The 26,336-nt window shown below is 68.5% G+C and carries 23 protein-coding genes, 1 pseudogene and 1 riboswitch; of the genes and pseudogenes, 12 read left to right on the top strand and 12 right to left on the bottom strand.

The window, feature by feature from the left end:
• Positions 1-8: 8 nt before the first annotated feature.
• The 3 genes from ASC91_RS18810 to ASC91_RS18800 form a co-directional block, all read right to left on the bottom strand.
• On the bottom strand, positions 9-2,366 hold the full coding sequence (locus tag ASC91_RS18810; RefSeq protein ID WP_056200164.1) for a xanthine dehydrogenase family protein molybdopterin-binding subunit: 2,358 nt from the start codon (positions 2,364-2,366) through the stop codon (positions 9-11).
• 2 nt (positions 2,367-2,368) lie between these two features.
• The gene (locus tag ASC91_RS18805; RefSeq protein ID WP_200955308.1) at positions 2,369-2,845 is read right to left on the bottom strand and encodes a (2Fe-2S)-binding protein; all 477 of its coding nucleotides are present in this window, start codon (positions 2,843-2,845) and stop codon (positions 2,369-2,371) included.
• A gap of 116 nt (positions 2,846-2,961) precedes the next feature.
• Complete coding sequence (locus ASC91_RS18800) at positions 2,962-3,453, bottom strand: ester cyclase (protein WP_056200161.1); 492 nt, start codon at positions 3,451-3,453, stop codon at positions 2,962-2,964.
• A 119-nt stretch (positions 3,454-3,572) separates the two neighbouring features.
• Here ASC91_RS18800 and ASC91_RS18795 point away from each other — a divergent pair, with 119 nt between their 5' ends.
• Entirely contained in the window at positions 3,573-4,571 is a 999-nt protein-coding gene (locus ASC91_RS18795; protein WP_056200158.1) for an XdhC family protein, read from the top strand.
• An 89-nt stretch (positions 4,572-4,660) separates the two neighbouring features.
• On the opposite strand, the gene ASC91_RS18790 is transcribed toward ASC91_RS18795, so the two are convergent.
• Positions 4,661-5,293, bottom strand: a complete 633-nt coding sequence (locus ASC91_RS18790; RefSeq protein WP_157281813.1) for a DUF6515 family protein — start codon at positions 5,291-5,293, stop codon at positions 4,661-4,663.
• A 120-nt stretch (positions 5,294-5,413) separates the two neighbouring features.
• On the opposite strand from ASC91_RS18790, the gene ASC91_RS18785 reads away from it, so the two are divergent.
• On the top strand, positions 5,414-6,040 hold the full coding sequence (locus ASC91_RS18785) for a glutathione S-transferase family protein (protein WP_056200154.1): 627 nt from the start codon (positions 5,414-5,416) through the stop codon (positions 6,038-6,040).
• On the opposite strand, the gene ASC91_RS18780 is transcribed toward ASC91_RS18785, so the two are convergent.
• From ASC91_RS18780 to ASC91_RS18765, 4 genes and pseudogenes are all read right to left on the bottom strand, one after another.
• Positions 6,041-7,168, bottom strand: a complete 1,128-nt coding sequence (locus ASC91_RS18780; protein ID WP_056200152.1) for an ABC transporter permease — start codon at positions 7,166-7,168, stop codon at positions 6,041-6,043.
• A gap of 83 nt (positions 7,169-7,251) precedes the next feature.
• Positions 7,252-8,001, bottom strand: a pseudogene (gene ccmA, locus ASC91_RS18775) (heme ABC exporter ATP-binding protein CcmA); the annotation flags it as partial.
• Entirely contained in the window at positions 7,998-8,939 is a 942-nt protein-coding gene (locus ASC91_RS18770) for an HlyD family secretion protein (RefSeq protein WP_082532812.1), read from the bottom strand. The gene ASC91_RS18770 and the pseudogene ccmA, both read right to left, overlap by 4 nt.
• A gap of 9 nt (positions 8,940-8,948) precedes the next feature.
• On the bottom strand, positions 8,949-9,578 hold the full coding sequence (locus ASC91_RS18765; protein ID WP_056200148.1) for a TetR/AcrR family transcriptional regulator: 630 nt from the start codon (positions 9,576-9,578) through the stop codon (positions 8,949-8,951).
• Between the two features lie 130 nt (positions 9,579-9,708).
• On the opposite strand from ASC91_RS18765, the gene ASC91_RS18760 reads away from it, so the two are divergent.
• The 4 genes from ASC91_RS18760 (at position 9,709) to ASC91_RS18745 (ending at position 14,066) form a co-directional block, all read left to right on the top strand.
• A complete protein-coding gene (locus ASC91_RS18760) occupies positions 9,709-11,280 on the top strand; it encodes a methyl-accepting chemotaxis protein (RefSeq protein ID WP_056200145.1) in 1,572 nt (523 codons plus the stop codon).
• 3 nt (positions 11,281-11,283) lie between these two features.
• Positions 11,284-11,359: riboswitch (SAM riboswitch) on the top strand.
• A 41-nt stretch (positions 11,360-11,400) separates the two neighbouring features.
• Positions 11,401-12,573, top strand: coding sequence for a homoserine O-acetyltransferase (locus ASC91_RS18755; protein WP_056200142.1), 1,173 nt, complete (start codon positions 11,401-11,403; stop codon positions 12,571-12,573).
• Positions 12,570-13,145 carry a methionine biosynthesis protein MetW gene (gene metW / locus ASC91_RS18750; RefSeq protein ID WP_056200139.1) on the top strand — a complete coding sequence of 192 codons (576 nt, stop codon included), beginning with the start codon at positions 12,570-12,572 and terminating at the stop codon, positions 13,143-13,145. Before ASC91_RS18755 ends, metW begins: the two co-directional genes overlap by 4 nt.
• 69 nt (positions 13,146-13,214) lie before the next feature.
• Positions 13,215-14,066 (top strand): hypothetical protein, encoded by an 852-nt coding sequence (locus tag ASC91_RS18745; RefSeq protein ID WP_056200136.1) that lies wholly within the window; start codon positions 13,215-13,217, stop codon positions 14,064-14,066.
• Between the two features lie 278 nt (positions 14,067-14,344).
• On the opposite strand, the gene ASC91_RS29575 is transcribed toward ASC91_RS18745, so the two are convergent.
• From ASC91_RS29575 to ASC91_RS18730, 3 genes are all read right to left on the bottom strand, one after another.
• Entirely contained in the window at positions 14,345-14,533 is a 189-nt protein-coding gene (locus tag ASC91_RS29575) for a hypothetical protein (RefSeq protein WP_056200133.1), read from the bottom strand.
• Between the two features lie 65 nt (positions 14,534-14,598).
• A complete protein-coding gene (locus ASC91_RS18735) occupies positions 14,599-16,305 on the bottom strand; it encodes an MORN repeat-containing protein (protein ID WP_056200125.1) in 1,707 nt (568 codons plus the stop codon).
• On the bottom strand, positions 16,302-17,624 hold the full coding sequence (locus ASC91_RS18730) for a hypothetical protein (RefSeq protein ID WP_157281811.1): 1,323 nt from the start codon (positions 17,622-17,624) through the stop codon (positions 16,302-16,304). Before ASC91_RS18730 ends, ASC91_RS18735 begins: the two co-directional genes overlap by 4 nt.
• Before the next feature lie 128 nt (positions 17,625-17,752).
• On the opposite strand from ASC91_RS18730, the gene ASC91_RS18725 reads away from it, so the two are divergent.
• From ASC91_RS18725 to ASC91_RS18715, 3 genes are all read left to right on the top strand, one after another.
• A complete protein-coding gene (locus ASC91_RS18725) occupies positions 17,753-19,228 on the top strand; it encodes a M20 family metallopeptidase (RefSeq protein WP_056200119.1) in 1,476 nt (491 codons plus the stop codon).
• A gap of 6 nt (positions 19,229-19,234) precedes the next feature.
• Complete coding sequence (locus ASC91_RS18720) at positions 19,235-20,182, top strand: LysR family transcriptional regulator (RefSeq protein WP_056200116.1); 948 nt, start codon at positions 19,235-19,237, stop codon at positions 20,180-20,182.
• 152 nt (positions 20,183-20,334) lie between these two features.
• Positions 20,335-20,889, top strand: a complete 555-nt coding sequence (locus ASC91_RS18715; protein ID WP_056200115.1) for a PEP-CTERM sorting domain-containing protein — start codon at positions 20,335-20,337, stop codon at positions 20,887-20,889.
• A 59-nt stretch (positions 20,890-20,948) separates the two neighbouring features.
• On the opposite strand, the gene ASC91_RS18710 is transcribed toward ASC91_RS18715, so the two are convergent.
• Positions 20,949-21,512, bottom strand: coding sequence for a hypothetical protein (locus ASC91_RS18710; protein WP_056200112.1), 564 nt, complete (start codon positions 21,510-21,512; stop codon positions 20,949-20,951).
• A 179-nt stretch (positions 21,513-21,691) separates the two neighbouring features.
• Here ASC91_RS18710 and ASC91_RS18705 point away from each other — a divergent pair, with 179 nt between their 5' ends.
• The 3 genes from ASC91_RS18705 to rsmA are packed head-to-tail and all read left to right on the top strand — an operon-like array spanning position 21,692 to position 26,207.
• Complete coding sequence (locus ASC91_RS18705) at positions 21,692-24,133, top strand: LPS-assembly protein LptD (RefSeq protein WP_162247818.1); 2,442 nt, start codon at positions 21,692-21,694, stop codon at positions 24,131-24,133.
• Positions 24,130-25,440: a peptidylprolyl isomerase gene (locus ASC91_RS18700; protein WP_056200108.1), complete on the top strand. Its 1,311-nt coding sequence runs from the start codon at positions 24,130-24,132 to the stop codon at positions 25,438-25,440. The genes ASC91_RS18705 and ASC91_RS18700 overlap by 4 nt, the downstream gene beginning before the upstream one ends.
• Positions 25,428-26,207: a 16S rRNA (adenine(1518)-N(6)/adenine(1519)-N(6))-dimethyltransferase RsmA gene (gene rsmA, locus ASC91_RS18695; RefSeq protein ID WP_235532028.1), complete on the top strand. Its 780-nt coding sequence runs from the start codon at positions 25,428-25,430 to the stop codon at positions 26,205-26,207. Before ASC91_RS18700 ends, rsmA begins: the two co-directional genes overlap by 13 nt.
• Positions 26,208-26,336 lie beyond the last annotated feature (129 nt).

The raw sequence follows: 26,336 nt of genomic DNA, 5'->3' as shown, positions 1-26,336 counted from the left end.
TCATCTCCTCAGGCCTTGGCCGATTGCAGCGCCGTCCAGACCGTGCACGGCGTGGCCGGCATGGCCAGGTCCTTGACGCCGATGGCGTCGCAGATCGCGTTCATCACGGCGGCCGGCGAGCCGATCGCGCCGGCTTCGCCGCAGCCTTTCACGCCCAGCGGGTTGTGCGTGCAGGGCGTGCCCTTGGCTGTCTGCACGGTGAAGCTCGGCAGGTCGTCGGCGCGCGGCATCGCGTAGTCCATGTAGCTGCCCGTGAGCAGCTGACCCGATTCCGGGTCGTAGACGCCATGCTCCAGCAGCGCCTGGCCGATGCCCTGCGCCAAGCCGCCATGCACCTGGCCTTCGACGATCATCGGATTGACGATGTTGCCGAAGTCGTCCACCGCGCTGAAGCGGGCTATGCGCACGACGCCGGTGGCGGGGTCCACCTCCACTTCGCAGACATAGCTGCCAGCCGGATAGGTGAAGTTGCTCGGGTCGTAGAAGGCGTTCTCGTTGAGGCCGGGTTCCAGCTTGTCGAGCGGGTAGTTGTGCGGCACGTAGGCCGTCAGCGACACCTGGGCGAAGGGGATGGCGCGGTCGGTGCCGGCGATACGGTACTCGCCGTCCTTGAACTCGATGTCGCCCTCGCCCGCCTCCAGCAGATGGGCGGCGATCTTCCTGCCCTTGGCGATGACCTTGTCCACCGCCTTGACGATGGCCGCGCCGCCCACGGCGAGGGAGCGGCTGCCATAGGTGCCCATGCCGAACAGCACCTTGCCGGTGTCGCCGTGCTGGATGTCGATGTCTTCCAGCGGAATGCCGAGGCGGTCGGCCACGACCTGCGCGAAGGTCGTCTCATGGCCCTGGCCATGCGAGTGGCTGCCGGTGAAGACGGTGACCTTGCCGGTTGGATGCACGCGCACCTCGGCGGCCTCGAACAGGCCGGCGCGCGCGCCGAGCGCCCCGGCGACATTGCTCGGCGCCAGGCCGCAGGCTTCGATGTAGGTCGAGTAGCCGATGCCGCGCTTCAGCCCCTTGGCCGCGCTGACGGCCTTGCGGGCCGCGAAGCCCGCCACGTCGGCGAGCTGCTGCACTTGCGTGAGCGTGGCGTCGTAGTCGCCGATGTCATAGGTCAGACCGACTGGCGTCGCGTAGGGAAACTCCTTGATGAAGTTGCGGCGGCGGATCTCGGCGGGATCGATGCCGAGCTCGTGCGCGGCCGTTTCCACCAGCCGCTCGACGACATAGGTTGCCTCGGGCCGGCCGGCACCGCGGTAGGCGTCCACCGGCGCGGTGTTGGTGAACACGCCGGTGACCTCGGCGTAGATCTTCGGCGTCGTGTACTGGCCGGCCAGCAGCGTCGCGTACAGGATGGTCGGCACGCAGGAGGCGAAGGTCGACAGGTAGGCGCCGAGGTTGGCCGTCGTGTGCACGCGCATGGCCAGGAAGGCACCGTTGCTGTCGGTGGCCAGTTCTGCCGTCGTCACATGGTCGCGGCCATGGGCGTCGCTGAGGAAACTCTCGCTGCGCTCGGCCGTCCACTTGATCGGCCGGCCCAGCTGCTTGCTGGCCCAGACCAGCGCCGTCTCCTCGGCGTACAGGAAGATCTTGGAGCCGAAGCCGCCGCCCACATCGGGCGCCACGACGCGCAGCTTGTGCTCGGGAATGCCGAGCACGAAGGCGCACATCAGCAGGCGCTCGACGTGCGGGTTCTGGTTGGCCACATAGAGCGTGTAGTGGTCGCTGCTGGGGTCGTAGCTGGCGTTGGCGGCGCGTGGCTCGATGGCGTTGGGGATGAGGCGGTTGTTGCGGAACTGGAGCTTGGTGATGTGCGGCGCGTTGACAAAAGCCGCGTCGGTCGCGGCCTTGTCGCCGCAGCCCCAGGTGTAGCAGCGGTTGTCCGTGGCTTCGTCGTGCACCGTGCCCGCGTGGCCGGCCGCCGTGGCCGTGTCGGCTACCGCCGGCAGCTCCTCGTAGTCCACCTCCACCAGCGCCGCCGCGGCCTTGGCTTCGGCCAGGGTCTCGGCCACGACCAGGGCCAGCGCGTCGCCCACGTAGCGCACCTTGCCGTCAGCCAGGATGGGGTGCTTGGGCTCCTTCATCGGCGTGCCGTCGATGCTGTTGATCAGCCAGCCGCAGGGCAGACCACCGACGTCGCGGAAGTGCTCGCCCGTGTAGACGCCCAGCACGCCCTCGGCCGCCTTCGCCGCGGCGGTGTCCACGCGCTGGAGCCGCGCATGGGCGTGGCTGCTGCGCACGAAGACGCCGAACGTCTGGCGTGGCAGCACGATGTCGTCGGTGTACTGGCCGCGGCCGGTCAGGAAGCGCGCGTCCTCGCGGCGCTTGACGCTCTGGCCGATGAAGCCTTCCTTGGGTGCGTTCATGGTCAGGCTCCCTTCATGGCTTGGGCACCGACCTGCACGGCGCGCACGATGTTCTGATAGCCCGTGCAGCGGCAGAGATTGCCCTCCAGCCCCTCGCGGATGGCGGTCTCGCTGGAACAGTCGTGGTGCTGCACGAGATCGATGGCGCTCATGACCATGCCCGGCGTACAGAAGCCGCATTGCAGACCGTGGCATTCCTTGAAAGCGGCCTGCATGGGATGCAAGACGCCGTCGGCGCCAGTCAGGCCTTCGATGGTGGTTACCGCCGCGCCGTCGGCCTGCACGGCCAGCATGCTGCAGGACTTCACCGCCCGGCCGTTCAAGTGGACGGTGCAGGCGCCGCATTGCGCGGTGTCGCAGCCGACATGGGTGCCGGTCAGTGCCAGGTCTTCGCGCAGAAATTGCACCAGCAACTGGTCGGGCGCGACCTCGCGGCTCACCGTCCGCCCGTTTATTGCCAGCTTGATAGGAATGCCCATCTCGATGTCTCCTCGGTGCGGCCTGGGTGGCCGTCGCGAGGCTATCGTCGCCTGCCGTCGGGCAGGCAGGGGCTGCGCAAACCCCTATAGATGGGCAGTCAGCTGCCCGGCGGGTGTCAGTGCTTGGTGTCGGGGTCCCAGTGCTCGGCGATCTTGCCGTTCTCGATGCGGAACATGTCGAACCAGGTGGTCGTGTAGGTCTTGGTGGCGTCCTTGGGGTCGGGCAGCTCGCTGACGAAGCTGAGGATCACCAGATCGCGCTCGGCCACGATGGCAACCAGCGGCGCCTTGACGCGGGCCTCGATGGGCTTGGGTGTGGCGACCTTGGAGAACACGTCGACAAAGCCGGCGCGCCCGGTCGGCACCTCCGGGTTGTGCTGGATATAGGACTCGGCCAGGTAGCGGTCCGCCAGCTCCATGTGCCCGCCCTCGAAGACTTCGCGCCAGAAGTTGTAAACCAGGCGCTTGTTGGCCGCGAGCTTGGGGTCGCTGCTGGCCAGCAGCTTGGCGTGGTCGGGCTGGGCCTGGACCGGCAGCTGGGGGAGGGCCGAGCCGGCCAGGCTGGCCAAACTGGCAAAGAGGAGGGTGGCGAGAAAGGCTTTCTTCATGAGGGACTTTCAACGAGGGTTGGCCAGTGTAGGAAGCGGCCCGTGTGTGGCCGCACGTCATGGTCGCTGCAAGCTGGCGCCGCTCGCGGTATGGTGGCGGCTGACCTCACCGACAAGACATGGACAACCTCGATCTCAGCGTTTTGCGCACGGCCGCCGCGTGGCGGGCCGAGGCACGTGGCGTCGTGCTGGGCACGATCACGCGCACTTGGGGCTCGGCGCCGCGGCCGGTCGGGTCGCTGGTGGCCGTTCGCGACGACGGGCTGATCGCCGGCTCGGTGTCCGGCGGTTGCATCGAGGACGACCTGGTCGCCCAATTGCGTGCGGGCAGCTTGAAGTTGGCCCGGCCGACGCCGTTGCGTTACGGCGTTGGCGCCGAGGAGGCGCGCCGCTTCGGCCTGCCCTGCGGCGGCACGCTGGAGCTGATGCTGGAGCCACTGGGGCCGCAGTCGGGTGTCGACGCGTTGCTGGCACGGCTGGAGCGCGGCGAGCGCGTGCGCCGCACGCTGGACCTGGCAACCGGCATCGCCACGCTGGCCGACGCCGAGCCGGGTGCCGACACCTTGACGCTGACCGACACCCAGCTCGTCAGCCACCATGGCCCGCAATGGCGCTTGCTCGTCATCGGCGCCGGCCAGATGACCGACTACCTCGCCCAGATGGCGCTGGCACTGGGCTATGGCGTCACCGTCTGCGACCCGCGCGCCGAGTACGCCGATGGTTTCGCCATCCCTGGCGTCACGTTGACGCGCGACATGCCCGATGACGTCGTCATCGCCTTCAAGCCCGATGGCGCCACGGCCATCGTGGCGTTGACGCACGACCCCAAGCTGGACGACCTCGCGCTGATGGAGGCGCTCAAGGGCGCGGCCTTCTATGTGGGCGCCATCGGCTCGCGCGTCAACCAGGCCAAGCGCCGTGCGCGGCTGGGCGAGCATTTCGGGCTGACCGATGCGGAGCTGGATCGCCTGCATGGCCCCGTCGGCCTGGACATCGGTGCGCGCACGCCGCCGGAGATTGCGCTCAGCATCCTGGCGGAGATGACCGCCGTGAGGTACGGGCGCCCCTCGCCCAGTCGCGTCTCGCTGAACGCGGACGCGCCTGGTCGGTCCCCCTAGGGGACGGCGATGCTCGCGGCGTTGAGCCGCGAGCACATCGCCTGACGGGCCGGCTTGGGAGCGGCCCGGCGCTCGGCCCCAGAGAGGCGTTACTTCATCGTGTAGCCGCGGCCGTCCATGCAGGCTTCGATGGCGCGGTTGAACACGCTGCTGTCGGCCTGCGCGTTCGGCTGAGTCGTCGCCCAGCGGTTGCAGTCGCGGCGGTCGTTCTCCAGTTGCTCGGGCGACTGGCCGTTGCGCGGATAGACGATGGGTTCGGGCCTCGGCGCCGGGGCCGCAGGTGCCGGCATCACCTGGGCCGTGGCGGCTTCGGGCGGCGGTGTCGTGACGACGTAGCCTTCCGGCACCGGCCGGTAGTAGACGCCGTTGGCGTAGTAGTAGGGCAGGCCGCTCAGCGTCAGCGTGACATAGGCCGGTGGCAGCAGCGGAATGACCACGCCGACCGGTGGCAGCACGACGCGGTAGCGCGGGCCATAGGGCTGGTACCAGACGCCGCCGTGGAACCAGTAGCGCCCCGGGCCGGCGCCGATCATGACCGAGCCGTAGGGCACGTGGGGTGCCACATAGCCGGGCGCGGGGTAGTAGTGGTCGTGGTGGTAGCGGTTGTCGAACACCATGCCGATGTTGGCGCGAACGCGCACGTCGGCGTGGGCGGCCGGTGCGGCCAGAACAGCGGTCAGCGCCAGCAGGGCCGCAGCAGAGGAATGGAGCAGAGTCTTCATCGTCTTCAACCCGAAGTCAGGGGTGGATTGCCAACGCCGTCAGCGTCGCGCGGGTGCACTGCGGTGGCATTGCGGCCACGTAAAGTTCACCGCTTCCTGTTCCCAGCCTGTCGCACCGCCATGATCGAACTGTTTTACTACCCCAGCAACGCGAGCTTCGCGCCCCATCTCCTGCTCGAGGAAATGGGCATTCCCTACACGCTGCGCCAGGTGGACCGTGCCAACAACGAGCACAAGTCGCCGGCCTATCTGAAGCTCAACCCGAACGGCGTGATCCCCGTGCTGGTCGACGGTGATCTCGTGCTCTACGAGACGGCCGCCATCCTGATGCATCTGGCCGACTGCCACGCCGGCTTTGCGCCAGCGCCCGGCACCGCCGAGCGGGCCCAGTACTACAAGTGGATGGTCTGGCTGACCAACACGCTGCAGGCCATGCTGATCCACTATTTCTACCCCGACCGCATGGCCGCCAACGCCGACGAGGTGAAGGCCCGTGCCGAGGCGCAGATCGCGCCCATGCTGGACCAGATGGACGCCGAGCTGGCCCGCCATGGCGGCGACTGGTTCCTGGGTGACCAATTCACGGCCATCGACCCGCTGGCCTTCATGCTGTGCCGCTGGACGCGCATGCAGGCCAACCCGGCCAAGACGCGGCCGGCTTTGGGCGCCTATCTGAAGCGGGTGTTCGAGCGGGCGGCAACGCAGCGCGTCGTGGCCAAGGAAAAGCTGCCGGATCCCGTCTATTGATCAGTCGAGAGTCTGCCGGTAGCGCAGCAATGCGATGCCACCCGCCGCGGCCAGAAAGGCCAGCATGGGCCACAACTCCGGCAGCAGCTCGGCTGCGCCCGAGCCCTTGAGCATGACGCCGCGCACGATGCGCAGGAAGTGGGTCAGCGGCAGCACCTCGCCCAGGTATTGCGCCCATTGCGGCATGCCGCGAAAAGGGAACATGAAGCCCGACAGCAACATGGACGGCAGGAAAAAGAAGAAGGTCAGCTGCAGGGCCTGCAGCTGGTTCTGCGCCAGCGTCGAGAAGGTGAAGCCCACGCCCAGGTTGGCCAGCATGAAGACGCCGATCATGGCCAGCAGCAGCGTCACGCTGCCCACCATGGGCACGTTGAAGAGCGCAAAGGCCGCGCCGAGGATGACGCCCAGCTGCACATAGCCCAGCACGATATAGGGCAGGATCTTGCCGGCCATGACCTCGAAGGGCCGCACCGGCGTGGCCAGCAGGTTCTCCATCGTGCCGCGCTCGCGTTCTCGCGTCATGGCCAGCGCCGTCAGCATGACCATGGTCATCGTCAGGATGGTGCCGACCAACCCGGGCACGATGTTGTAGCGCGACAGGCCTTCGGGGTTGTAGCGGCGCTGGATGCGCACCTCGAAGGGCAGGGGCTGCGGGGCCCGCGAGCCCAGGGCACCGCGCAGGTCGCGGTTCAGCGCCGTCTGGCCGAGTTGGCTCAGCGCGGCGATGGCGTTGCCGCCGGCCGACGGGTCGGTCGCGTCGGCCGCGATCAGCACGGCCGGTTTCTCGCCGCGCACGACGCGGGCGCCGAAGTCGTCCGGTACGACGACGAGGAACTGGATGTCGCCTCTCTGCAGCAGCGCGTCCCCGCGCGACTCCGCGATGCCGCTCTCGACGATGTGGAAGTAGCCACTCGTCTGCAGCGCCGCGACCAGGCTGTGTGCCATCGGGCTGGTGTCCTGCGAGACGACGGCCGTGGGCAGGCCCTTGGGGTCGGTGTTGATGGCATAGCCGAACAGCACCAGCTGCATGATGGGCACGCCCACCGCCATCGCGAAGGTGAGCTTGTCGCGCAGCATCTGCTGCACTTCCTTCAGCGCGATGGCGACGATGCGGGCCAGGGACTGCATCAGTGCGCTTCCGAATAGTTGTCAGTGGCCTGGCCGACGAGCTTGACGAAGGCGTCTTCGAGATCCTTGGCGCCCGCCTCCTGCACGACGGATGCTGCCGTGCCACGCGCCAGCACGCGGCCGTAGGCGATGTAGACCAGCTCGTCGCAGCGCTCGGCTTCGTCCATGTAGTGGGTGGACACGAGCACGGTGATGCCCTCCTGAGCGAGCTGGCGGATCTGGTCCCAGAACTCGCGCCGCGCCTTGGGGTCGACGCCGGCCGTGGGTTCATCCAGCAGCAACAGGCGAGGCTTGTGCAGCAGGCAGGCGGCCAGGGCCAGGCGCTGCTTCCAGCCGCCGGACAGCGCGCCGGCCAATTGCTTCTCGCGGCTCTTCAGGCCCAGGCGCTCCAGCGCATCGTCGACGGCTTGCTTGCGGTTTTCCATCGAGAACAGCCGCGCGATGAAGTCCAGGTTCTCGCGGATCGACAGGTCTTCGTAGAGGCCGAACTTCTGCGTCATGTAGCCGACCTGGCGCTTGACCTCGGCGGCCTGGCGGCGGAAGTCCAGGCCCAATACCTTCCCTTCCCCGGCGTCGGGCGTCAGCAGCCCGCACAGCATGCGCAACGACGTCGTCTTGCCGCTGCCATTGGGGCCAAGGAAGCCGACGATGCGGCCGGTGGCGACCTGCATGTCGACGCCGTCGACCACCTTGCGGTTGCCGTAGGACTTGCTCAGCCCCCGGACATCAATGGCCAGCTCGAGGTCGCTGGCCCCTCGGTCGCGGTGTACCGCGCCCGATCCCCCGAGGGGATGCGCGCCGGCTTGGGGCGGCCCTGCGCTCGGCGCCGTCATGGCGTGACATCCAACGGCTGCCCCGGATGCAAGCGCTCCGCGTCCTCGGCCTTCACCGGCCGCGCCTCGACAAGGAAGACGAGTTTGTCGCGCTGCTGGTTGGAATAGATGACTGGTGGCGTGTATTCCGGGCCGGCGGCGATGAAGCTGATGCGCGCCGCAATGGCTGCGCCACAGCCGTCGCAGCGCAAGTTCACCGGCGCATCCAGCTTCAAGCCGCCGAGCGCCGACTGCGGCACGTAGAAGCGCGCCTTGCGGTTGGCCGGCGGCAGCAGGGCCAGCACGGGTTGGCCGGCGGCCACCCACTCGCCGGGACGCAGGAAGACGTCCTGCACGCGCGCCGGCATGGGCGCGCTCTGGCGCTTCTGCTCGACGCGCCAGGCTGTCTGCGCGCGGCCGCTCTGGGCTGCGTCGGCCAGAGCGCGGGCGGCATTGCGCTCGTCATCCCGCGCCGGCAGCCGGCCCACTTGCAACGCGGCGTCCAGCTCCATCACGCGAGCACGGGCCTGAGCCAGCACCGTCGCGGCGTCGTCGACGCGAGCCTGGGCGACGAAGCCCCGGCCTAGCAACTCCTGCTGGCGCGTCAGGTCGATGCTGGCCAGGCGTTCAGCAGCGCGGGCCTGGTCGAGTTGAGCCTTCGTGACGGCCAGCTCAGGGCCGCGCCGGCCCTTGTCGGCATCCTGTGCCTGGGCCTGCGCGCTTCGCGCGCGTGCGCTGGCCTCGGCGTCGGCCGCGACCTCGGGTGTCGCGTCCAGTTCGAACAGCGCCTGGCCGGCGGTGACGGCCTCGCCGGAGCGAACGGCCAGCGTGGCCAGCCGACCGGCCACCGGCGGCGCGATATAGACCAATTCGGCCTCGGCATAACCCGTCCAGCCCTCGGGCGGCTTGTCGCCGCAGCCGACCAGCAGCACGGCGAGCAAGGGAAGGATTCGTTTCATGTCGACTCCTCAGACGCCGCTGGCCAGGCCGAGCAGCGCCCATTCGATGCGCCGTTGCAAGGCCGCATCCGACAGCACTTCGTCGTCCACCGCGGCCAGCAGCGCGGGGGGGACCACATCGATGGATTTCATGCCGCCGACCAGGATCAGCGGCGCAACGACTGCGCCCATCAGGAAGGAAAAGCGTGTCAGCAGCGGTTGCCGCGGCAGGCAGTCGCGCGCCTCGGCCTCCTGCAGCAGGGCAAGCAGCACGCCCAGGTGGCGCGGCGCGTTGGCGCGCAAGAAATCCTGGGCCACGCCCTGACCGGCCTGAGCATCGGCCCAGACCCGCGCGATCAGCGGCCGGTGCTCGCGCACAAAGCGCGCCACGCCCAGCAGGGCCGTGGCCAGTCGCTCCATGACATCGGCTTCACCTTGGCTGCTCAGCGACAGCGCGCTGAACATCTCCTCGTAATGCCGCTGCAGCAAGGCGCGCAGGAAGGCGTCCTTGCTGCCGAAGTGGTAGTGGACCATGGCCGGGTTGACGCCGGCCGCCTCGGCCACGCGGCGCACCGACAGACCCGCGCAGCCGAGCCCCGGGTAGAGGGCGGCGCCGGCGGCGAGCAGGGCTTGATCCTGATCCTGGCTGGGGCGGGGCATGTCGGCGATTATTGGTCAAGTGTTCAGTAACCACAAGTTGCGGCAAAAGGTCGCTTGCCATCAGTAGCCGCTTCACTAGCATGCAGGCAACGAGGCCGCTGCCCAAGCGGCCTAACTAGGAGACACGAACATGGACCTCGCCACCTGGATGCGCAGCTTCACCATCCGCACCCGCATGCACGGGGCCATCTTGCTGGTGCTGCTGATGTTTGCCGCTTTGGGCGTGACCGGCTTGCTTGGCGGCCGCCAGCTGATGGCGCTCAATGTCGACGTCACCACGCATGCGATGCGCGACCTGCAGCACCTGGCCGCCATCCGCCAGGGGCTGGCCGACGTGCGGCTGGAGGAAAAGGAGATGGTCATCGCCTACGAGACGCCCGAGCAGGTCAAGCAGTTCCGCCAGCGCTGGGACGCCGCAGCCCAGCGTCTGGTAGCGGCGCTGCAGGGCCTGCAGGAGGGCACGCGGGAGGAGAACAAGGCCGTGGCGGCCGAGGCGCTGAAGTTCCTGCAGGACTACCGCACGGCGGCCCAGCCGGTGCTCAACCAGATCGAGGCCGGCGGCTTTGACACCGCCAAGGTGGCCGACCGCATGTTGAACCGGCCCAAGGCAGCGATGCGCGAGACCGAGAAGCGCGTTGAGAGCATCGCCGCCCTCATCGATGCCCAGGCCAAGGCCACCGAGGCCGAGTTCGGCGCCGAGATGGGCCGCATCGCCTGGCGATCGCTGGCCGTGCTGGTCCTCGTCATGGTGCTCGTCGTGCCGCTCACGCTGATCAACTCGTCCACCATCACCAGCCCGATGCGCTATGCCGGCAGCGTGGCCCAGTCCATCGCCAGCGGCGACCTGAACAACGCCATCCGCATCGTCGGTCGCGACGAAGCCTCCGAGCTGTTGCGCGCCCTGGATGCGATGCAATCCAGCCTGCGCGACCTGGTGCGGCAGGTGAAGACCTCGGCGATGAGCATCGAGACGGCCAGCACCGAGGTCGCGTCGGGTAACCAGGACCTGAGCCAGCGCACCGAGCAGGCGGCGTCCAGCCTGCAGCAGACGACCAGTTCGATGGAAGACCTGACCAGCGGCGTGCGCCATGGCGCCGATGCCGCCGGCAAGGCTCGCCAGTTGGCCGAAGGCGCAGCCGAAGTCGCGCGTCGCGGCGGCCAGGAGGTGGCCGACGTCGTCGCGACGATGGAGCAGATCAACACCAGTTCGCGCCGCATCGGCGACATCCTCGGACTGATCGACAGCATCGCCTTCCAGACCAACATCCTGGCGCTGAACGCGGCCGTCGAGGCGGCGCGCGCCGGCGAACAGGGGCGCGGCTTCGCGGTCGTCGCCAGCGAGGTGCGCCTGCTCGCGCAGCGCTCGGCCGACGCGGCGCGCGAGATCAAGTCGCTGATCGCGGCCAGCCTGGAGCGCACCGAGACGGGCTCCCGGCTCGTGCAGCATGCTGGCACCACCATGCAGGAGATCGTCGACAACGTGCAAAAGGTCAGCGACATGATCGGCGAGGTGGCGGCCGGTGCGGCCGACCAGAGCTCGCGCATCGGCCAGATCAACGGCGCGGTCAGCCAGCTCGATCACATGACGCAGCAGAACGCTGCGCTGGTGGAGGAGTCTGCCGCCGCCGCCGACAGCCTGCGCCAGCAGCTGCAGTTGCTGACGGGCGCGGTGGCGCAGTTCAGGCTCGACGGGAACGCCTAGAATCCGCCGCATAGCGCCGATTTGTTCCGGATTGCGGGCGCTCAATAAATGCCGCTAAACAGGGCTCCGATCAGCCGGCGTCCCGCAACAGTGGCGCCGGTTTTTTATTGGAGTAAGGCCATGACGGGCCGTAGCGTCGGCGACGTGTCGCCGCAGAGTTTTCATTTCGACGAACCGCTGCCGCTGCGCAGCGGGGCCAGCCTGCCGGCCTACGACCTGATGGTCGAGACCTATGGCCAGCTCAATGCCGAGCGCAGCAATGCCGTGCTGGTCTGCCATGCGCTGAATGCCAGCCACCATGTCGCCGGCACCCTGGCCGGCCAAGCCAAGAGCGAGGGCTGGTGGGACAACCTCATCGGCCCGGGCAAGCCGCTGGACACCGACAAGTTCTTCGTCATCGGCGTCAACAACCTCGGTTCCTGCTTCGGCTCGACCGGCCCCATGCATGTCAACCCCGCCACGGGCCGGGCCTGGGGCGCCGACTTCCCCGTCATCACCGTGCAGGACTGGGTGGATTCCCAGGCCCGCCTGGTCGAGCGCTTCGGCATCCTGAAGCTGGCAGCCGTGCTGGGTGGGTCCTTGGGCGGCATGCAGGCGCTGGACTGGGCGCTGCGCTATCCCGAGCGCGTGAGCCACTGCATTGCCGTCGCGACCGCGCCGAATCTGTCGGCGCAGAACATCGCTTTCAACGAGGTCGCGCGCCGCGCCATCGTCACCGACCCCGATTTTCACGGCGGCCACTTCTACGCCCACGGCGTGGTGCCCAAGCGTGGCCTTCGGGTGGCACGCATGATCGGCCACATCACCTACCTGAGCGACGACGTCATGGCCGAGAAGTTCGGCCGCGAGCTCAAGGGCGGTGCGCTGGGCTATTCGACGCAGGACATCGAGTTCCAGATCGAGAGCTATCTGCGCTACCAGGGCGACAAGTTCAGCGACTACTTCGACGCCAACACCTATCTGCTCATCACCCGTGCGCTCGACTACTTCGACCCGGCCTCCGAGCATGGCGGCGACCTGACGCGCGCCTTCGCAACCGCTCGCGCCAAGTTCCTCATCGTCAGCTTCACGACCGACTGGCGCTTCTCGCCCGACCGTTCACGCGAGATCGTCAAGGCCCTGCTCGACAACCGGCTGGACGTGTCCTATGCGGAGATCGACGCGCCGCATGGTCACGACGCCTTCCTGCTCGACGATCCGCGCTATCACGGTGTGCTGGGGGCCTATTTCGAGCGCATCGCCACGAGCCTGGAGCGGCCCGCCGGCTTGCAGCTGAAGGGGGTGGCCATATGAGCTTCGACCCGGCCATCGCGGCGCTGGTGCCGCCCGGCTCACGTGTGCTCGACCTGGGCTGCGGCACCGGCGAGCTGCTTGAGCACCTCATCAAGCACAAGGGCTGCAGCGGCTACGGCGTGGAACTGGACGACGCCAACCTGCTGGCCTGCGTGAAGCGCGGTGTCAACGTCATCCAGCGCAACCTGGAAGAGGGCCTGGCCATCTTCGAGGAGCAGAGCTTCGACGTCGTGCTGCAGCTGGAGACGCTGCAGAACCTGCGCAACGCCGAGGCCATGCTCAAGGAGACGGCGCGCGTGGGCAAGATGGGCATCGTCAGCTTCCCCAACTTCGCCCACTGGCCCAACCGGCTGCAGGTGCTGTTCGGACGCATGCCAGTCACCCGAGCCCTGCCCTACGAGTGGTACGACACACCCAATATCCGCGTCGGCACCTTTGCCGACTTCGGCGTGCTGGCGCGCAAGAACCGGCTCAAGATCCTGGACAGTTTCGGCCTGCAGGATGGCGGCGTGGTGCGCACGCGGCCCAATCTGATGGCCAGCGTGGCCGTGTTCAAGTTCGAACGAGAGTGAGCACCCGGCCGGCGCGCAACGGACTCAAACCCTAGCCCACGGCGCGCCTTGATTCGCTAGGCTCGCTACATGTTGCGCGCTCGTTTCCTCGCCTCCATGCTGGCTGCCGGTGTGGCGCCCTGGGTGCGGGCTGAGGCCGCGCCGCTGCGCTTCGTCTACCCGCGCGTCAACGACCAGGGCGAAGAGGCCTTCGGCTTCCAAGGGCTGCGCCTGGCGCTGCAGAAATGGGGGCGGCCCTTCGAGCTGTTGCTGGCGCCCACGTCCACCAACTACCGGCGCTCGCTGTACCAGCTTGAGACGGGCGAAATCGACGTGATAGACATGGGCACCAGTCGAGCCTTCGAAGCCCGTTTTCAGCCGGTGCACCTGCCTGTCGACCGAGGCCTCAGTGGCTGGCGACTGTTGCTGGTCCGTGCCGGCATGGTGCCCGCGTTCCGCGCGGTGCACGACCTGGCCGGCCTCGCCCGGCTGCGTGCCGGTCAGGGCCAGGACTGGCCCGATACGCAGTTGCTGCTCGCCGCCGGCCTGGGGGTTGTTAGCGGCAGCGATCTGCCGACGTTGTTCCGCCAGTTGCAGGCGGGCCGCTTCGACTACTTGCCCCTGGGCCTGAACGAGATCCACGGCCTGCTGACCCAATGGCAGGCGTTGGCGCCGGATGTTGTCGTGGAGCCCGACCTCGCCCTGGTCTACCCGTTCGCGCGCCTGCTCTTCGTGCGTCGCGGGGACGGCGAGCGCCACGCGGCCATCACCGAGGGGCTGACGCGGGCCTTCGAAGACGGCTCGTTCAACACGCTGTTCGCTGCCCGGCATGCGGGGCTCGCGCAGGCCCGGTTGGCCGAGCGCCGCGTGCTGCAGATCGACAACCCCGGGCTGAGTGAGGCAACGCGTGCTATCCCGGCGCGCTACTTCATCCGGCCCTAGGAGGCTGTCGGGCTTGGGGTCGGGTGCGCGTTGGGCCTGCAGGGTGCTGAGACAAGGCGCAAAGCGCAGCGGTACCGGGCGTACCGCGAGCATTTGCAACGCAGGATCGGCGCCCTTGCAGGCCCAACCCGCAGGGCCAGGGCGATTTGCGGGGCGATCCGGCGTTGCGAACTCGTTGTGTGGCCCGCCACACGCCTCGCCCGCGCCTTGTCTCACCCCGCAACTCGCCCTGGCGCGCACCCGACCCCAAGCCCGACAGCCTCCTAGGTTTCAGCAGCTCAGGCCGATTTCTTGTGGCCCTTCTTGGCCGCCTTCTTGTGCTTGGCCTTGGTCGTCTTCTTGGCGGCGGTCTTGGCATGGATGCCGCTGCTGGCCTGGCTGGTCTTGTGGTGCTGGGCCACGCGCGCCTCGGCCGCCGGGGCAGCGATGGCGAGGGCGGTGACGAGGGCGGTGAGCAGGGTCTTCATCGTGGATCTCCAAAAGAAAAGCTGATGGGGCAAGCGTAACGGAGGCGGCAGTCTCGGGCCGTCCCTCAGCTGCCTTTGCGCACCATGAAGCCCTCGTCCGTGCGCTCGTCGTCCTTGAACACACCTTCCCAGCGATCGCCGCTGGGCCAGTGGAAGGTGCCCTGGCCATGCTTGAGGCCGCGCGCCCAGGCGCCTTCGTAGCGCTCGCCGCTGCGCCAGGCGTATTTGCCCTGGCCGTGGGCCTTGCCGGCGTCGAACTCGCCCTCGTAGACGTCGCCGCCAGGGAAGATCATGCGGCCGCGTCCCTGGGGCAGGCCGGCGGCCATCTGGCCTTCGTACTGGTTGCCGTTGCTGAAGCGCATCTTGCCCTGGCCCTGTGGCTTGTCGTTGACCCATTCGCCCTCGTAGCGCTGGCCGCTCATCCAGACATAGCTGCCGCGGCCATGCGGCAGCCCCTGGCGGATCTGGCCGCTGTAGACGTCGCCCGAGGCATAGGTCAGCTTGCCTTCGCCCTCTGGCTGGCCGTCCATCAACGTGCCTTCGTAGTGATTGCCGTTGGCAAAGCTCATGGTGCCGCGGCCGGTGGCGCGGTCGGCCACCCAGTCGCCCTTGTAGCGCTGGCCGGCGGCCCAGCGGATCTCGCCGACGCCCTGGCGCTGGCTGCGCAGCAGCGGGCCTTCGTAGACGTCGCCGTTCTTCCACTCGACGCGACCGGAGCCCGTGACGGTGTCGTCGTCATTGCGCACGAACTGGCCAACGTAGCGCGTGTCACCGGCCATGCGATCGAAAAGCTTGGGCTCGGGAACCGGCACCGGCGCTGCTGTGGCCTGGGCGAGGGGCGTGATCGGTGCGGCTGCTGCCTGGCGCAGCCCAGGCGGGGCCGGCGGTGGCGCGCTGGCAGCGGCCTTGTTGGTGACGGGTGCCGCCATCGCGGCCGCCGGTTTGGGCGCTGCCGCAACCACCGGTGCCGGCGCGCCGGGCAGCGGTGTCGCCACCCAGGGTGTGCCGCGCTCGCGAGCCAGGGCCTGGGCGTTGTTCGTCGCCAGCTCCTGGGCGCTGCCTTTGCAGAGCTTGGCGGTGTCGCGCCACAGCGTCTCGCCGATCTGGCTTTGTGTCTGGCGCTCGGCCAGCGGCAGGGCGGCGCCGGTGTTGCGCAGCTTGCTGGAGAACTCGCGGGCGCGCTCGAAGGGCGCGGCGCAGAACTCGGCGTTGTGGCCGTCGATCTCACTCTGCTCGCGGCGGCGCTGGGCAGTCTGCTGCTGGCTGCCGTTGCACTGCTCGGCGGCCAGCTCCCACATGCCCTCGGCCTTGCGGTAGAGGCTGGCGGCGTCGCCAAAGCGTCGCTCGCCAAAGGCCGCGCGGGCCAGCTCCTGCAGCGAGGCGGCATCGCGGTGGGCACTCTCGCACTGGCTGCCGGACTGCAGCTTCTCGGCCAGGGCTTCGCGGGTCTTCTGGCTGTCGGCCAGGTTGCGTTGGGCGCGTTCGCGAGCGCGGCCGTCGCAGCTGGCCAGTGCCCCGCCCCATTGCGCAACCGCCTCGTCGTAGAGCTTGACGAGGGCCTCCAGTGGCTGGTTCTGCGATTGGGCCGTGGCGGCACGCAGGTCGGCCGACAGCGCCCGGCTCGACAGTTGGGCGCAGCTGGGCGGCGGTGGGGCCGGCGCGGCGACGGGCTCGGAAGCTGCGGGCTCGGGTGCCGACGCCGCGGCTTCGGGAGGCGTCTGTGCCTGAGCCCAGGCGGCCGTCAACAGCAGCAGCGTGATGGCGAACTTCATTTCTTGGTGGCCGACTCGGCGGGCAGTTCCAGCATGGCGTCGACCAGGCCGCGGGAGAAACGGCTGGCGCCGGGGTCGTCGGGGTTGTCGAAGCTGAAGCTGCCGCGCGACGAGGCCAGCGGCATGGCGCCGATCTCGGCCCGCAGCGTGTCGGCGCGCAGGCCACCGAGGATGGCGACCACCTCGGCCTCGAAACCGCGTGCGGCGGCGATCTTGTTGATGGCCGCCAGGCGGTCGGCGTCGAACAGGAAGGCGTTGGCGGCCAGGCTGCGCTCGATGAGTTTCTGGTGCAGCGTGAAGCCCGCCAGCGGCGACGCGCCCAGGGCCGCCATGCGCGTGAAGGCCCAGGCGTCGGCATAGTCGAAGGTGGTGGCCGCGATGCGGGAGACGCCCGACAGCGAGCCGCGGTTGGCGGCCGCGGCCTGCATCACGTTCATGACCTGCTGGCGCGTCAGCTGTTGAGCAGCGTCCACCAGGCCTTCGCGGATCTTCTGCGTCGCCAGCGCCTTGCCCTGCTCGATGAGCTGCTGCTTGAGGAACTCGCTGGCCACGTTGGCCGCGGCGCTCTTGGCCGCGCTCATCGCGGCGTCGGCGGCCAGCGCCGCGGCCTTGACGCCCGAGGCCAGTGTGGCCAGGTTGTAGAGGGTGCCGGCGATCTTGATCGCGTAGTGGTAGGTCTTCATGCGGGCCCCGCCCTCTTCGGACAGGCCCTGCGTCCACAACACCATCCACAGCGCCTCGTCGGGTGTGGGCTCGGCCTGGGTCACCTCCAGCGGGTGCAGGCTGAGCAGCCAGTGGTAGTCCTGCAGCTGCGCCGTGTTGGGCGGTGCGAAGCGTGTGTAGCCGCGGCAGACTTCGAAGGGCTTGATGGCGACGTTGCGGCCTGAGGCCAGGCCGACGTTGAAGGGCTTGCCAGCGTCGCGCGCCTCGGCCAGCGTTTCCAGCAGGCGCTCGCCGTCGATGTCCTCGCGGCCGCCGACGCGCACGATGCGGTCGCTCGGGGCCAGCGGCGAATCCTGGGTGACGGCGATGACGGTCAGCCTCTCGTCCACCTGCAGGGCGCGCACCCAGGCGACGCGGTCATCGGCGCTCCAGCCGGCGCTGGTGGCCACGGCGAAGGGCAGCTCCCACTGCTTGTCGCAGTCCTTGTCCTTCAGCGCCGCGCTGCGGGCGATGGCCGGGCGGATCAGGCGCTCGCCGGCGCCATAGGCACGCATGCCGGCCAGCAGCGTCTCGTCGACCTTGCGGCCGTCGTCCACGGTGAATTTGGGGCCTGAGGCACAGCCGGTCAGCAGCGCGATCAGAACAATCAGTAACAAGCGCATCTTGGCGTCGAGCCTAAGCGCTTGATGCCAGGAGTGCCGCCGGTAGTTATCCCAGGCGGCGTGATGGCTGTCGCGGCCAAGCCTAAACTGGTAAGTCGCGCCACAAGCGCCAGGAGTACGCCATGAACGCACGTGATCCCCACCTGCCCCTGCAAGCCGACGAGGCCACCGCGCTGGGCGACTTTGCCGCCCGCGTCTGGGACGAGGAAATCGTCCCCGCGCTGACCGACTACATCGCCATTCCGGCCAAGAGCCCGATGTTCGACGCCGACTGGGCGAAGAACGGCCATATCGAGAAGGTGCTGACCCAGGCCGCCGCCTGGGTCGAGAGCAAGAAGGTTGCCGGCCTGAAGCTCGAAGTGGTGCGCATCCCCGACCGCACGCCGGTCATCTTCTTCGAGGTGCCGGCCACCAAGGCGGGCTCGGACGACACCGTCGTCGTCTACGGCCACCTGGACAAGCAGCCCGAGTTCAGCGGCTGGCGCAACGACCTCGGCCCCTGGACGCCCAAGTACGAGAACGGCCTGCTCTATGGCCGCGGCGGCGCCGACGATGGTTATGCCGTCTACGCGTCGTTGACGGCCATCATGGCGCTGGACAAGCAGGGCATCCCGCGCCCGCGCTGCGTCGGCCTGATCGAGACCTGCGAGGAGAGCGGCAGCTTCGACCTGCCCGCCTATCTCGATCTGCTGGGCCCGCGGCTGGGCAATGTGTCGCTGGTCGTCTGCCTGGATTCCGGCGCCGGCAACTATGACCAGCTTTGGCTGACGACCTCGCTGCGCGGCATGGTGTCGGGCGTGCTGAAGGTCGAGGTGCTGGCCGAAGGCATCCACAGCGGCGACGCCTCGGGCGTCGTGCCCTCGTCCTTCCGCATCCTGCGCCAGGTGCTGGACCGGCTGGAGGACAGCAAGACGGGCCGTCTTCTGCCCGAAAGCTTCCACTGCGACATCCCCGGCGCCCGCCTGGACCAGGTCAAAGCGACGGCGGCCATCCTGAAGGAAGAGGTCTACAAGCGCATGCCCTGGGCCTGCGGTGCGGACGGCGGCCCGGTGCTGCCGGTGACGACCGACCCGGTCGAGGTGCTGCTGAACCGCACCTGGCGGCCGACGTTGTCGGTTGTCGGCGCCGATGGCTTCCCCGAGCTGAAGAACGCCGGCAATGTGCTGCGGCCTTACACGGCCTTCAAGCTGTCGCTGCGCCTGCCGCCGCTCATTGACGGCAACGAGGCGGCGCTCAAGCTGAAGGCCCTGCTGGAGGACAATGCGCCCTACAACGCCAAGGTCACCTTCACGCCCGACGGCCGCGCCGGGGCCTACGGCGCCACCGGCTGGAACACCCCCGAGCTGTCGCCCTGGCTCAGCCAGGCGCTCAACGACGCCAGCCAGGCCCATTTCGGCGCGCCGGTCGGCTATATCGGCCAGGGCGGCACCATCCCGCTGATGAGCATGCTGCAAAAGGGCTTCCCCAAGGCGCAGATGATGGTCTGCGGCGTGCTCGGACCGAAGAGCAATGCCCACGGGCCCAACGAGTTCCTGCACGTGCCCTATGGCAAGCGACTGACCGCGGCGGTCGCGCAAGTGATGGCCGCTCATCCCTGAACCAGGATGGATCAGCTACGCGCCATCAAGGTTTTCGTCCGCGTCATCGACGAGGGCAGTTTTGCCGCCGCGGCACGCGGGCTGGACCTGGCGCCGGCCGTCGTCACGCGGCTGGTGGCCGAGCTGGAAGAGCATCTCGGCACGCGGCTCTTGAACCGCACGACGCGGCGGCTGTCGCTGACCGAGATCGGCGAGGCCTATCTGGAGCGGGCGCGGCGCATCCTGGCCGATGTCGACGAGGCCGCGGCGCTGGCCGCCTCGGCCACCCAAGAGGTGCGCGGCCTGCTGCGCATCCTGTGCCCGCCGGCCATCGCCGTGCATCAGCTCGCCAAGCACCTGCCCAAGTTCCATCGCGAGTACCCGCTGGTGACGCTGGAGATCACGTCGCCCGGCCCGGTCGACACGGTGGACGATGCCTACGACCTGACCATCTTCCTGTCCCGCGAGACGCTGGACGGCGATTTCATCGCCCGCCGCCTGGCACGCAGTGAATTCATCATGTGCGCCTCGCCCGACTATCTGGACCAGCGCGGCCGCCCCCAGCATCCGCACGACCTCAAGCAACACGACGCGCTGCTGCCGCCCACGCCTTCGCTGATGCGCGGCCTGACGCTGCAGCGCGGCGACGGCACCGAGGAGATCACCCTGCCCATCGTGCCCTCGCGCGCCGCGCTGTCGACGACGCACATGGACACCAATTACGCCGCCGCCCTGCACGGCCTGGGCGTGGCCGGGCTGCCCAGCTTCATGGTCGAGGACGCGCTGCTGGAGCAGGCGCTGGAGCGCGTCATGCCGCAGTGGCGGCTGTTTGGCACGACGCTGTGGGCCGGCATGCCGACCCGCAAATACGTGCCGGCACGCACGCGCGCCTTCCTCGACTTCCTGCTGCAGATCTTCGGCGGCGAGGACAAGGACCCCTGGCTGGTCGCGGCGGGCTGCGCGACCTGCCCCTGAGGCGCTGCCCCCGTGATCACGGGGGAAGACGCGGCCGGGCGGCTGCGAACTTGTTCACAAGGCATGGCCTGACCCCCTGGAGGCGAGGGGGCGGAGCTTGGAGGTGACCCGGGCAATATGCGTCCGTCGTCAACCCCTAGTTCATAAATCAAATGACCTTCTCGACCAAGCTGTTGGCCGTCGCCCTCACTACCGTCATCGGCCTGGGCGCCGGTGCCGCTCACGCCGGCCTCGTGGCGCACGCCGATGTGAACGGCTATGCCACCTTCCAGGACACGACCACCGGCCGTGTCTGGCTCCAGCTGCCCGACCTGTTCAACATGAACTACATGGCTCAGGTCAACACGGCCACCGCTGCCGGCTTCTCGGTCGCTTCGCTGAGCGACGTGGATGCGCTGTGGACCAGCACGCCCGGCGGCGACTGGAACGCGCTGAGCTCGGTCATCGGTGGTTCGTCCTCGCGCGGCCTGATGTGGGGCAACTACGCCGACGTCGGTGCCAGCAACCCGAATGCCTATGCCTACGCCTACGCCGGCACCAATGGCAGCTGGGACCACTACAACCCCAATAACACTTCGGCCTACAGCGACCTGGGCCTGTGGGCCTACCAGACCGGTGCCGCCGCTCTGCCTGAACCGGCCAGCTATGCGCTGGTGGGCATTGCCCTGGCCGGTGTCGGCCTGGCCAAGCGCCGCCGCAAGGCCTGATTCATCCGCACCCCACGGCGACCCCGCGGCCTCGGCCCCGGGGTCGTTTTGCTTTCGGCTCAGCGCAGGCTGAAACCGAGCACGAAGAATTCTGGATGGCGCGCCTCCATCGCCCGCTTGAGCGGCCCGAAGGCGACGTAGCGGCTCGATGTCTTGGCGACATGGGCCATCAGCCGGCGCTCGTCGGCGTGGCCTTCGCCCAGGGTCGCCAGCAGCACAAGGTGTTGGCGCAACGCGCTCCATTCCAGCCGCCGCCAGTACTCGCCGAAGTCGGCCGCCAGGTCCTCGTCTAGCAGACCCTCGGCGCGGCATTCCTGCCAATGGCGTGCGGCCCAGTCGATCTCCTGGGCTTCGTCCCAGGCCAGTTCGGGCGGGCGCAGCAGTGCAGCGAGGCTCTCCGTCACGCAGCCGTGTGGCACATCGGCGACGAGGCGATGCAGCACGCCGTCCAGCCCCGCCTCGGCAACGCGGCCCAGGCCGGTGCGCAGGGCGTTGGCATCGGGCGGGGCTGGCGGCAGGGGATGGGCGCGCAACTCGGCGCAGGCGGCGCGCATCAGGCGGTCGGCGTCGGCGGGGCGGGCAAGCAGTTCGGCAATCAAGGCCGAGGTCGGGGCATAGGTCATAGGGAAGGGCCCTCGTGGATAATGAAATTCTAGGGAAGCGCTGAATGAGTTCCCGCGATGCGGCGCGCCGTGATTTGGGATGGGCTGCAAGGCGCAAAGCACAGCCATGGCTGGGGCCATGGCGAGCATTTGCAACGCCGCAGACCGCCCAAAACACGGATGCGCCGCGCGCGAGGAACTTGTTCAGCGCTTCCTTACCTGCCGGCCCCGGCATCCTCACCGACTCCGAGCCTTTGCCGTCCGTGCCGCGCTTCTCCCGATTTCCCACCCCAGCCCTGCTACCCGCCCTCGTTGCCCTGGCCCTGTGCGCCTGGGGGCAGGCGTCGGCCCAGCAGCAGGCTGGCCCCGCAGAGGCCCTGCCACTGCGCGGCAGCCGCGTGCTCGGGCCGGCGTCCAAGACCGGTGCCAAGCCGGCCCTGGTCATCAGCGCCAACAAGGTCTCGGCCCAGCTGGATCAGAAGGCCGAGGGCCTGGGCGATGTCGAGCTGCGCTACGGCGAGCTGGTGCTGAACGCCGACAAGCTGGACTACAGCGTCGTGGACGACCTTGCCCGGGCCGAAGGCCAGGTGCGCATCAACCACAACGGCAATGTCTTCTCCGGCCCGCTGCTGCAGCTCTATGTGAGCCGCTTCGAGGGCGAGTTCCTGACCCCCCGCTTCTTCCTCGCGGCCACGGGCGGCGCCGGCAAGGCCCAGGTGCTGAAATTCCAGGACAGCGAGCACATGAGCGCCACCGAGGGCAGCTACACCAGCTGCCCCGCCGTGGAGGGCCAGGAGCCGGCCTGGCAGATCACGGCCAAGCAGCTGCGCATGGACCTGGCCGCCAACGAAGGCCAGGCCGACGGCGCAGTGCTGCGTTTCCTGGGCATGCCGCTGCTCGCCGCACCGTCATTGAGCTTCCCGCTCAGCTCGGCGCGCAAGTCGGGCTGGCTGCCGCCGAATCTGTTCCTGGACAACCGCAGCGGCCTTGAATTCGGCGTGCCCTATTACTGGAACATCGCGCCGCAGCGCGATGCGACCTTCACGCCCTTCATCATGAGCAAGCGCGGCGTGGGCCTGGACAGCGAGTTCCGCTACCTCGAGCCTGACCATGCCGGCCGCATCAACGTCGACCTGCTGCCCGGCGACCGCGTCTTCGGCCGTTCGCGCTGGAGCCTCAAGCTCAACAACGACGGCCATGTCTTTGGCGACTGGCGCTACCGGCTCAAGAGCGAACGCGTGTCTGACGACGATTACTGGAAGGACATGTCGCGCCGCGTCGAGAGCCAGACGCCGCGCCTGCTGGCCAACGACTTCACGCTGAACCGCCAGCGCGAGCTGTCCTGGGGTGTCATCGACACCTATGCCCGCGTGCAGCGCTGGCAGGCGCTGCAGGGCACCGACGTCCCCTCGCAGTTCGATTCGCCGTTCCAGCGCAGCCCGCAGGTCGGCGTTCGCGTGACGACGGCGGCCGACGAGGCCGTGCTGGACAGCTTTCGCCCCTGGGGCCGCAAGGCAAGGCTGGAGGGCGGGCTGGAGCTGGAGTACAACCGTTTCGACCTGCCGGGCTCGGCGCTGGCCGGCCAGCCGCGTGGCGGCCAGCGCGTGCATGCGCTGGGCCACATCAGCGCACCGCTGGGTGGCGAGGCCTGGTGGTTCATCCCGCGAGCCTCGTTCAATGCGGCTGCCTACGACCTCGACCGGCCCCAGCCCGACGGCCGTCGGCGCATGGGCCGGGTCATTCCGACGCTGAGCATCGACCACGGCTGGGTGTTCGAGCGCGACACGACGCTGTTCGGCCGCGACTACCGCCAAAGCCTCGAACCGCGGCTGCTGTACGTCAACACGCCATTCCGCGACCAGGCCAACCTGCCCAACTTCGACGCGGCGGCCAAGGACTTCAACTTCGACTCCATCTACACCGACAACCCCTTCTCGGGCGTGGACCGGGTGTCGGACCTGCACGCGCTGAGCGCGGGCGTGACCAGCCGCTGGATCGGCACCAACACGGGCGAGGAGATCCTGCGCCTGGGCGCCGTGCAGCGCTTCCTGTTCCGCGATCAGAAGATCACACCCGACGGCCAGCCCGTCACGCAGCGCTTCTCCGATCTGCTGCTGGCTGCCGCCGCCCATCTGGACGAGAAGTGGTGGGCCGACGGCACGCTGGAGTTCAACCCCGAGACCAACCGTTCGGTGCGCTCGGTGCTCCGTGCGCGCTATTCGCCCGGCCCCTACAAGACTGTCAGCGTCGCCTACCGCCTGGCGCGGGGCCAAAGCGAGCAGGTCGAACTGGCCTGGCAATGGCCGATCTACGGTACGCCTGTCACCTCACGCGGTGCCGACAGCAAGGCCTGCGGCGGCGCCTGGTACAGCGCCGGCCGCGTGCAGTACTCGCTGCGCGACCGGCGCCTGACCGATTCGGTCATGGGCTTCGAGTACGACGCCGGTTGCTGGGTGCTGCGCTGGGGCGTCGAGCGGCTGTCCACCGGCCGCGCTGAAACGAACACGCGGCTGATGCTGCAACTGGAGCTCGTCGGCCTGTCACAGCTCGGTTCGAACGCCCTCAAAGTCTTGAAGGACAATGTGCCCGGTTACCGAAGGCTGAGCTCCGACCGCTCACCGAGTTCAGATTTCCAACCATGATCTATCGCCTAGCTCCCCTCTTTCTTGCCGTGACGCTGGCCTTGGCCGCTTTCCAGGCCCAAGCCCAGACGCCCACGCTGCAGCCGGGGGACTACATCGCCGCCGTCGTCAACCAGGACGTCGTGGCCGCCAGTGAGGTCATCCAGCGTACCGAACGCCTGCGCCAGGAAGCCCGCCAGAAGGGCGAGGTCATGCCCGAGACGGCCGGCCTGCGCAAGCAGGCGCTGGAGGCCCTCATCGAGGATCGCGTCCTCGTCACCTACGCCCGCGAGACCGGCCAGAAGATCGACGAGGCCGAGCTGGACCGCGTGGTGGCCAACGTCGCCGCGCAGAACAAGCTGACGATGGCGCAGCTGCGCGATCGCCTGAAGGCCGACGGCACCGACTACAAGAGCTTTCGCGAGAACCTGCGCGACCAGATGATGACGGAGCGCGTGCGCGAGCGCGAAGTGCAGGGACGCATCAAGGTGACGGACGCCGAGATCGACGCCTACCTCGACAAGAAGCGCAATGAACTCGCCAGCGGCGGCATGGTCAACCTCGCCCAGGTGCTCGTGCCGGTGCCCGATGGCGCGCCGGAAAGCGTCGTCACCGAACGCCGCACCCGTGCTGAAGGCGCCCTGGCGCGCATCAAGGGCGGTGAGGACTTCGCCCGCGTCGCCCGCGAGGTGTCCGAAGACAGCAACAAGGCGCGCGGCGGCGAGATCGGCCTGCGCCCGGCCGATCGGCTGCCCGACGTGTTCGTCAATGCCGTCAAGGGGCTGAAGAGCGGCGAGGTCGCGCCTCAGCTGCTGCGCACCGGCGCGGGCTTTCACGTCCTCAAGGTCATCGAGCGCCAAGGTGGCGCATCCCTGACGCAGGCCGTGCAGACCCATGCCCGGCACATCCTGCTGCGCCCCTCGGCACAGCTGACGGCCGAAGTCGCGGCCCGCCGCCTGGCCGAGTTCAAGCGCCAGATCGAGACCGGTTCGGCCAAGTTCGAGCAACTCGCCCGCGCCAATTCCGAGGACGGCAGCGCCCCCGAAGGCGGTGACCTGGGCTGGATGGCTGCCGGCGGTTTTGTGCCGGAATTCGAGGAAGCGATGAACGTGCTGCCGCTGAACGGCATCTCGGGACCGGTCGTGTCGCGCTTCGGCGTGCACCTGATCCAGGTGCTGGAGCGCCGCACGGTCGATGTCGAGATGAAGCAGCTGCGCGACCAGGCGCGCGGCGCACTGCGCGAGCAGAAATACGACGAGGCCTATCAGGAGTGGGTCAAGGATCTGCGGGCGAAGGCGTTTGTTGAAGTGCGCGAGTGGCTCGACTGAGTTCCCATATCCCCCGCAAGCGCTTCGGGCAGCATTTCCTGACCGACAAGGCGCTGATCGAGGCCATCGTCGACCTGATCGATCCGCAGCCGGGCGAGACCCTGGTCGAGATCGGCCCTGGCCTGGGCGCGATGACGCTGCCGCTGCTGGCGCGACACAAGCCGCTGACCGTCATCGAACTGGACCGCGACCTGGCTGCGCGCCTGCGCAAGCGCGACGACGTCGAGGTCATCGAGTCGGACGTGCTCAAGGTCGACTTCAAGGCGCTGGCTGCCACCAAGGGCGCCAAGCTGCGCGTGGTCGGCAACCTGCCCTACAACATCTCCACGCCCATCCTCTTTCACCTGCTGGATGCGGTGGACGACGTCGTCGACCAGCACTTCATGCTGCAGAAGGAAGTGGTGGACCGCATGGCCGCCGCACCGGGCCGCAAGGACTATGGGCGCCTCAGCGTGATGCTGCAGTGGCGCTACGACATTGAATCGGTGCTGGAAGTGCCGCCCGAGGCCTTCGACCCGCCGCCGCGCGTGAACTCGGCCATCGTGCGCATGCAGCCGTTGGCCAGGCCGCCAGCGGTAGACCCGGCCCTGCTGGGGGCCCTTGTCACCAGCGCCTTCTCGCAGCGCCGCAAGCTGCTGCGCCACAGCCTGGGCCATTGGCTGGCCGAGCGTGGTTTCTCGGGCCACTTCGACCTGCAGCGTCGCGCCGAGGAGGTGCCGGTCGACGAATTCGTCGCGCTGGCGCTCGAAGTGCCGCAGCAGAAATGAAAACGGGACCCGAGGGTCCCGTTCTGCTTTAGATAGTTCAGCGCTTCAAGCTGCGCTGAGCCACATCGAGGTATCGAAGGCACTGCACATCATCGGCATGTTCATGCCGAAGTTGGGGTTGCCAACCGT

Source organism: Pelomonas sp. Root1237 (genome assembly GCF_001425055.1).
GTDB lineage: Bacteria > Pseudomonadota > Gammaproteobacteria > Burkholderiales > Burkholderiaceae_C > Pelomonas.
This window is presented reverse-complemented; position numbering and strand designations above follow the sequence as displayed.

Bases quoted from the DNA above. Each gene is read 5' to 3' on its own strand.
- ASC91_RS18810 (WP_056200164.1), bottom strand. From the start codon at position 2,366: ATGAACGCACCCAAGGAAGGCTTCATCGGCCAGAGCGTCAAGCGCCGC.
- ASC91_RS18805 (WP_200955308.1), bottom strand. From the start codon at position 2,845: ATGGGCATTCCTATCAAGCTGGCAATAAACGGGCGGACGGTGAGCCGC.
- ASC91_RS18800 (WP_056200161.1), bottom strand. From the start codon at position 3,453: ATGAAGAAAGCCTTTCTCGCCACCCTCCTCTTTGCCAGTTTGGCCAGC.
- ASC91_RS18795 (WP_056200158.1), top strand. From the start codon at position 3,573: ATGGACAACCTCGATCTCAGCGTTTTGCGCACGGCCGCCGCGTGGCGG.
- ASC91_RS18790 (WP_157281813.1), bottom strand. From the start codon at position 5,293: ATGAAGACTCTGCTCCATTCCTCTGCTGCGGCCCTGCTGGCGCTGACC.
- ASC91_RS18785 (WP_056200154.1), top strand. From the start codon at position 5,414: ATGATCGAACTGTTTTACTACCCCAGCAACGCGAGCTTCGCGCCCCAT.
- ASC91_RS18780 (WP_056200152.1), bottom strand. From the start codon at position 7,168: ATGCAGTCCCTGGCCCGCATCGTCGCCATCGCGCTGAAGGAAGTGCAG.
- ASC91_RS18770 (WP_082532812.1), bottom strand. From the start codon at position 8,939: ATGAAACGAATCCTTCCCTTGCTCGCCGTGCTGCTGGTCGGCTGCGGC.
- ASC91_RS18765 (WP_056200148.1), bottom strand. From the start codon at position 9,578: ATGCCCCGCCCCAGCCAGGATCAGGATCAAGCCCTGCTCGCCGCCGGC.
- ASC91_RS18760 (WP_056200145.1), top strand. From the start codon at position 9,709: ATGGACCTCGCCACCTGGATGCGCAGCTTCACCATCCGCACCCGCATG.
- ASC91_RS18755 (WP_056200142.1), top strand. From the start codon at position 11,401: ATGACGGGCCGTAGCGTCGGCGACGTGTCGCCGCAGAGTTTTCATTTC.
- metW (WP_056200139.1), top strand. From the start codon at position 12,570: ATGAGCTTCGACCCGGCCATCGCGGCGCTGGTGCCGCCCGGCTCACGT.
- ASC91_RS18745 (WP_056200136.1), top strand. From the start codon at position 13,215: ATGTTGCGCGCTCGTTTCCTCGCCTCCATGCTGGCTGCCGGTGTGGCG.
- ASC91_RS29575 (WP_056200133.1), bottom strand. From the start codon at position 14,533: ATGAAGACCCTGCTCACCGCCCTCGTCACCGCCCTCGCCATCGCTGCC.
- ASC91_RS18735 (WP_056200125.1), bottom strand. From the start codon at position 16,305: ATGAAGTTCGCCATCACGCTGCTGCTGTTGACGGCCGCCTGGGCTCAG.
- ASC91_RS18725 (WP_056200119.1), top strand. From the start codon at position 17,753: ATGAACGCACGTGATCCCCACCTGCCCCTGCAAGCCGACGAGGCCACC.
- ASC91_RS18720 (WP_056200116.1), top strand. From the start codon at position 19,235: ATGGATCAGCTACGCGCCATCAAGGTTTTCGTCCGCGTCATCGACGAG.
- ASC91_RS18715 (WP_056200115.1), top strand. From the start codon at position 20,335: ATGACCTTCTCGACCAAGCTGTTGGCCGTCGCCCTCACTACCGTCATC.
- ASC91_RS18710 (WP_056200112.1), bottom strand. From the start codon at position 21,512: ATGACCTATGCCCCGACCTCGGCCTTGATTGCCGAACTGCTTGCCCGC.
- ASC91_RS18700 (WP_056200108.1), top strand. From the start codon at position 24,130: ATGATCTATCGCCTAGCTCCCCTCTTTCTTGCCGTGACGCTGGCCTTG.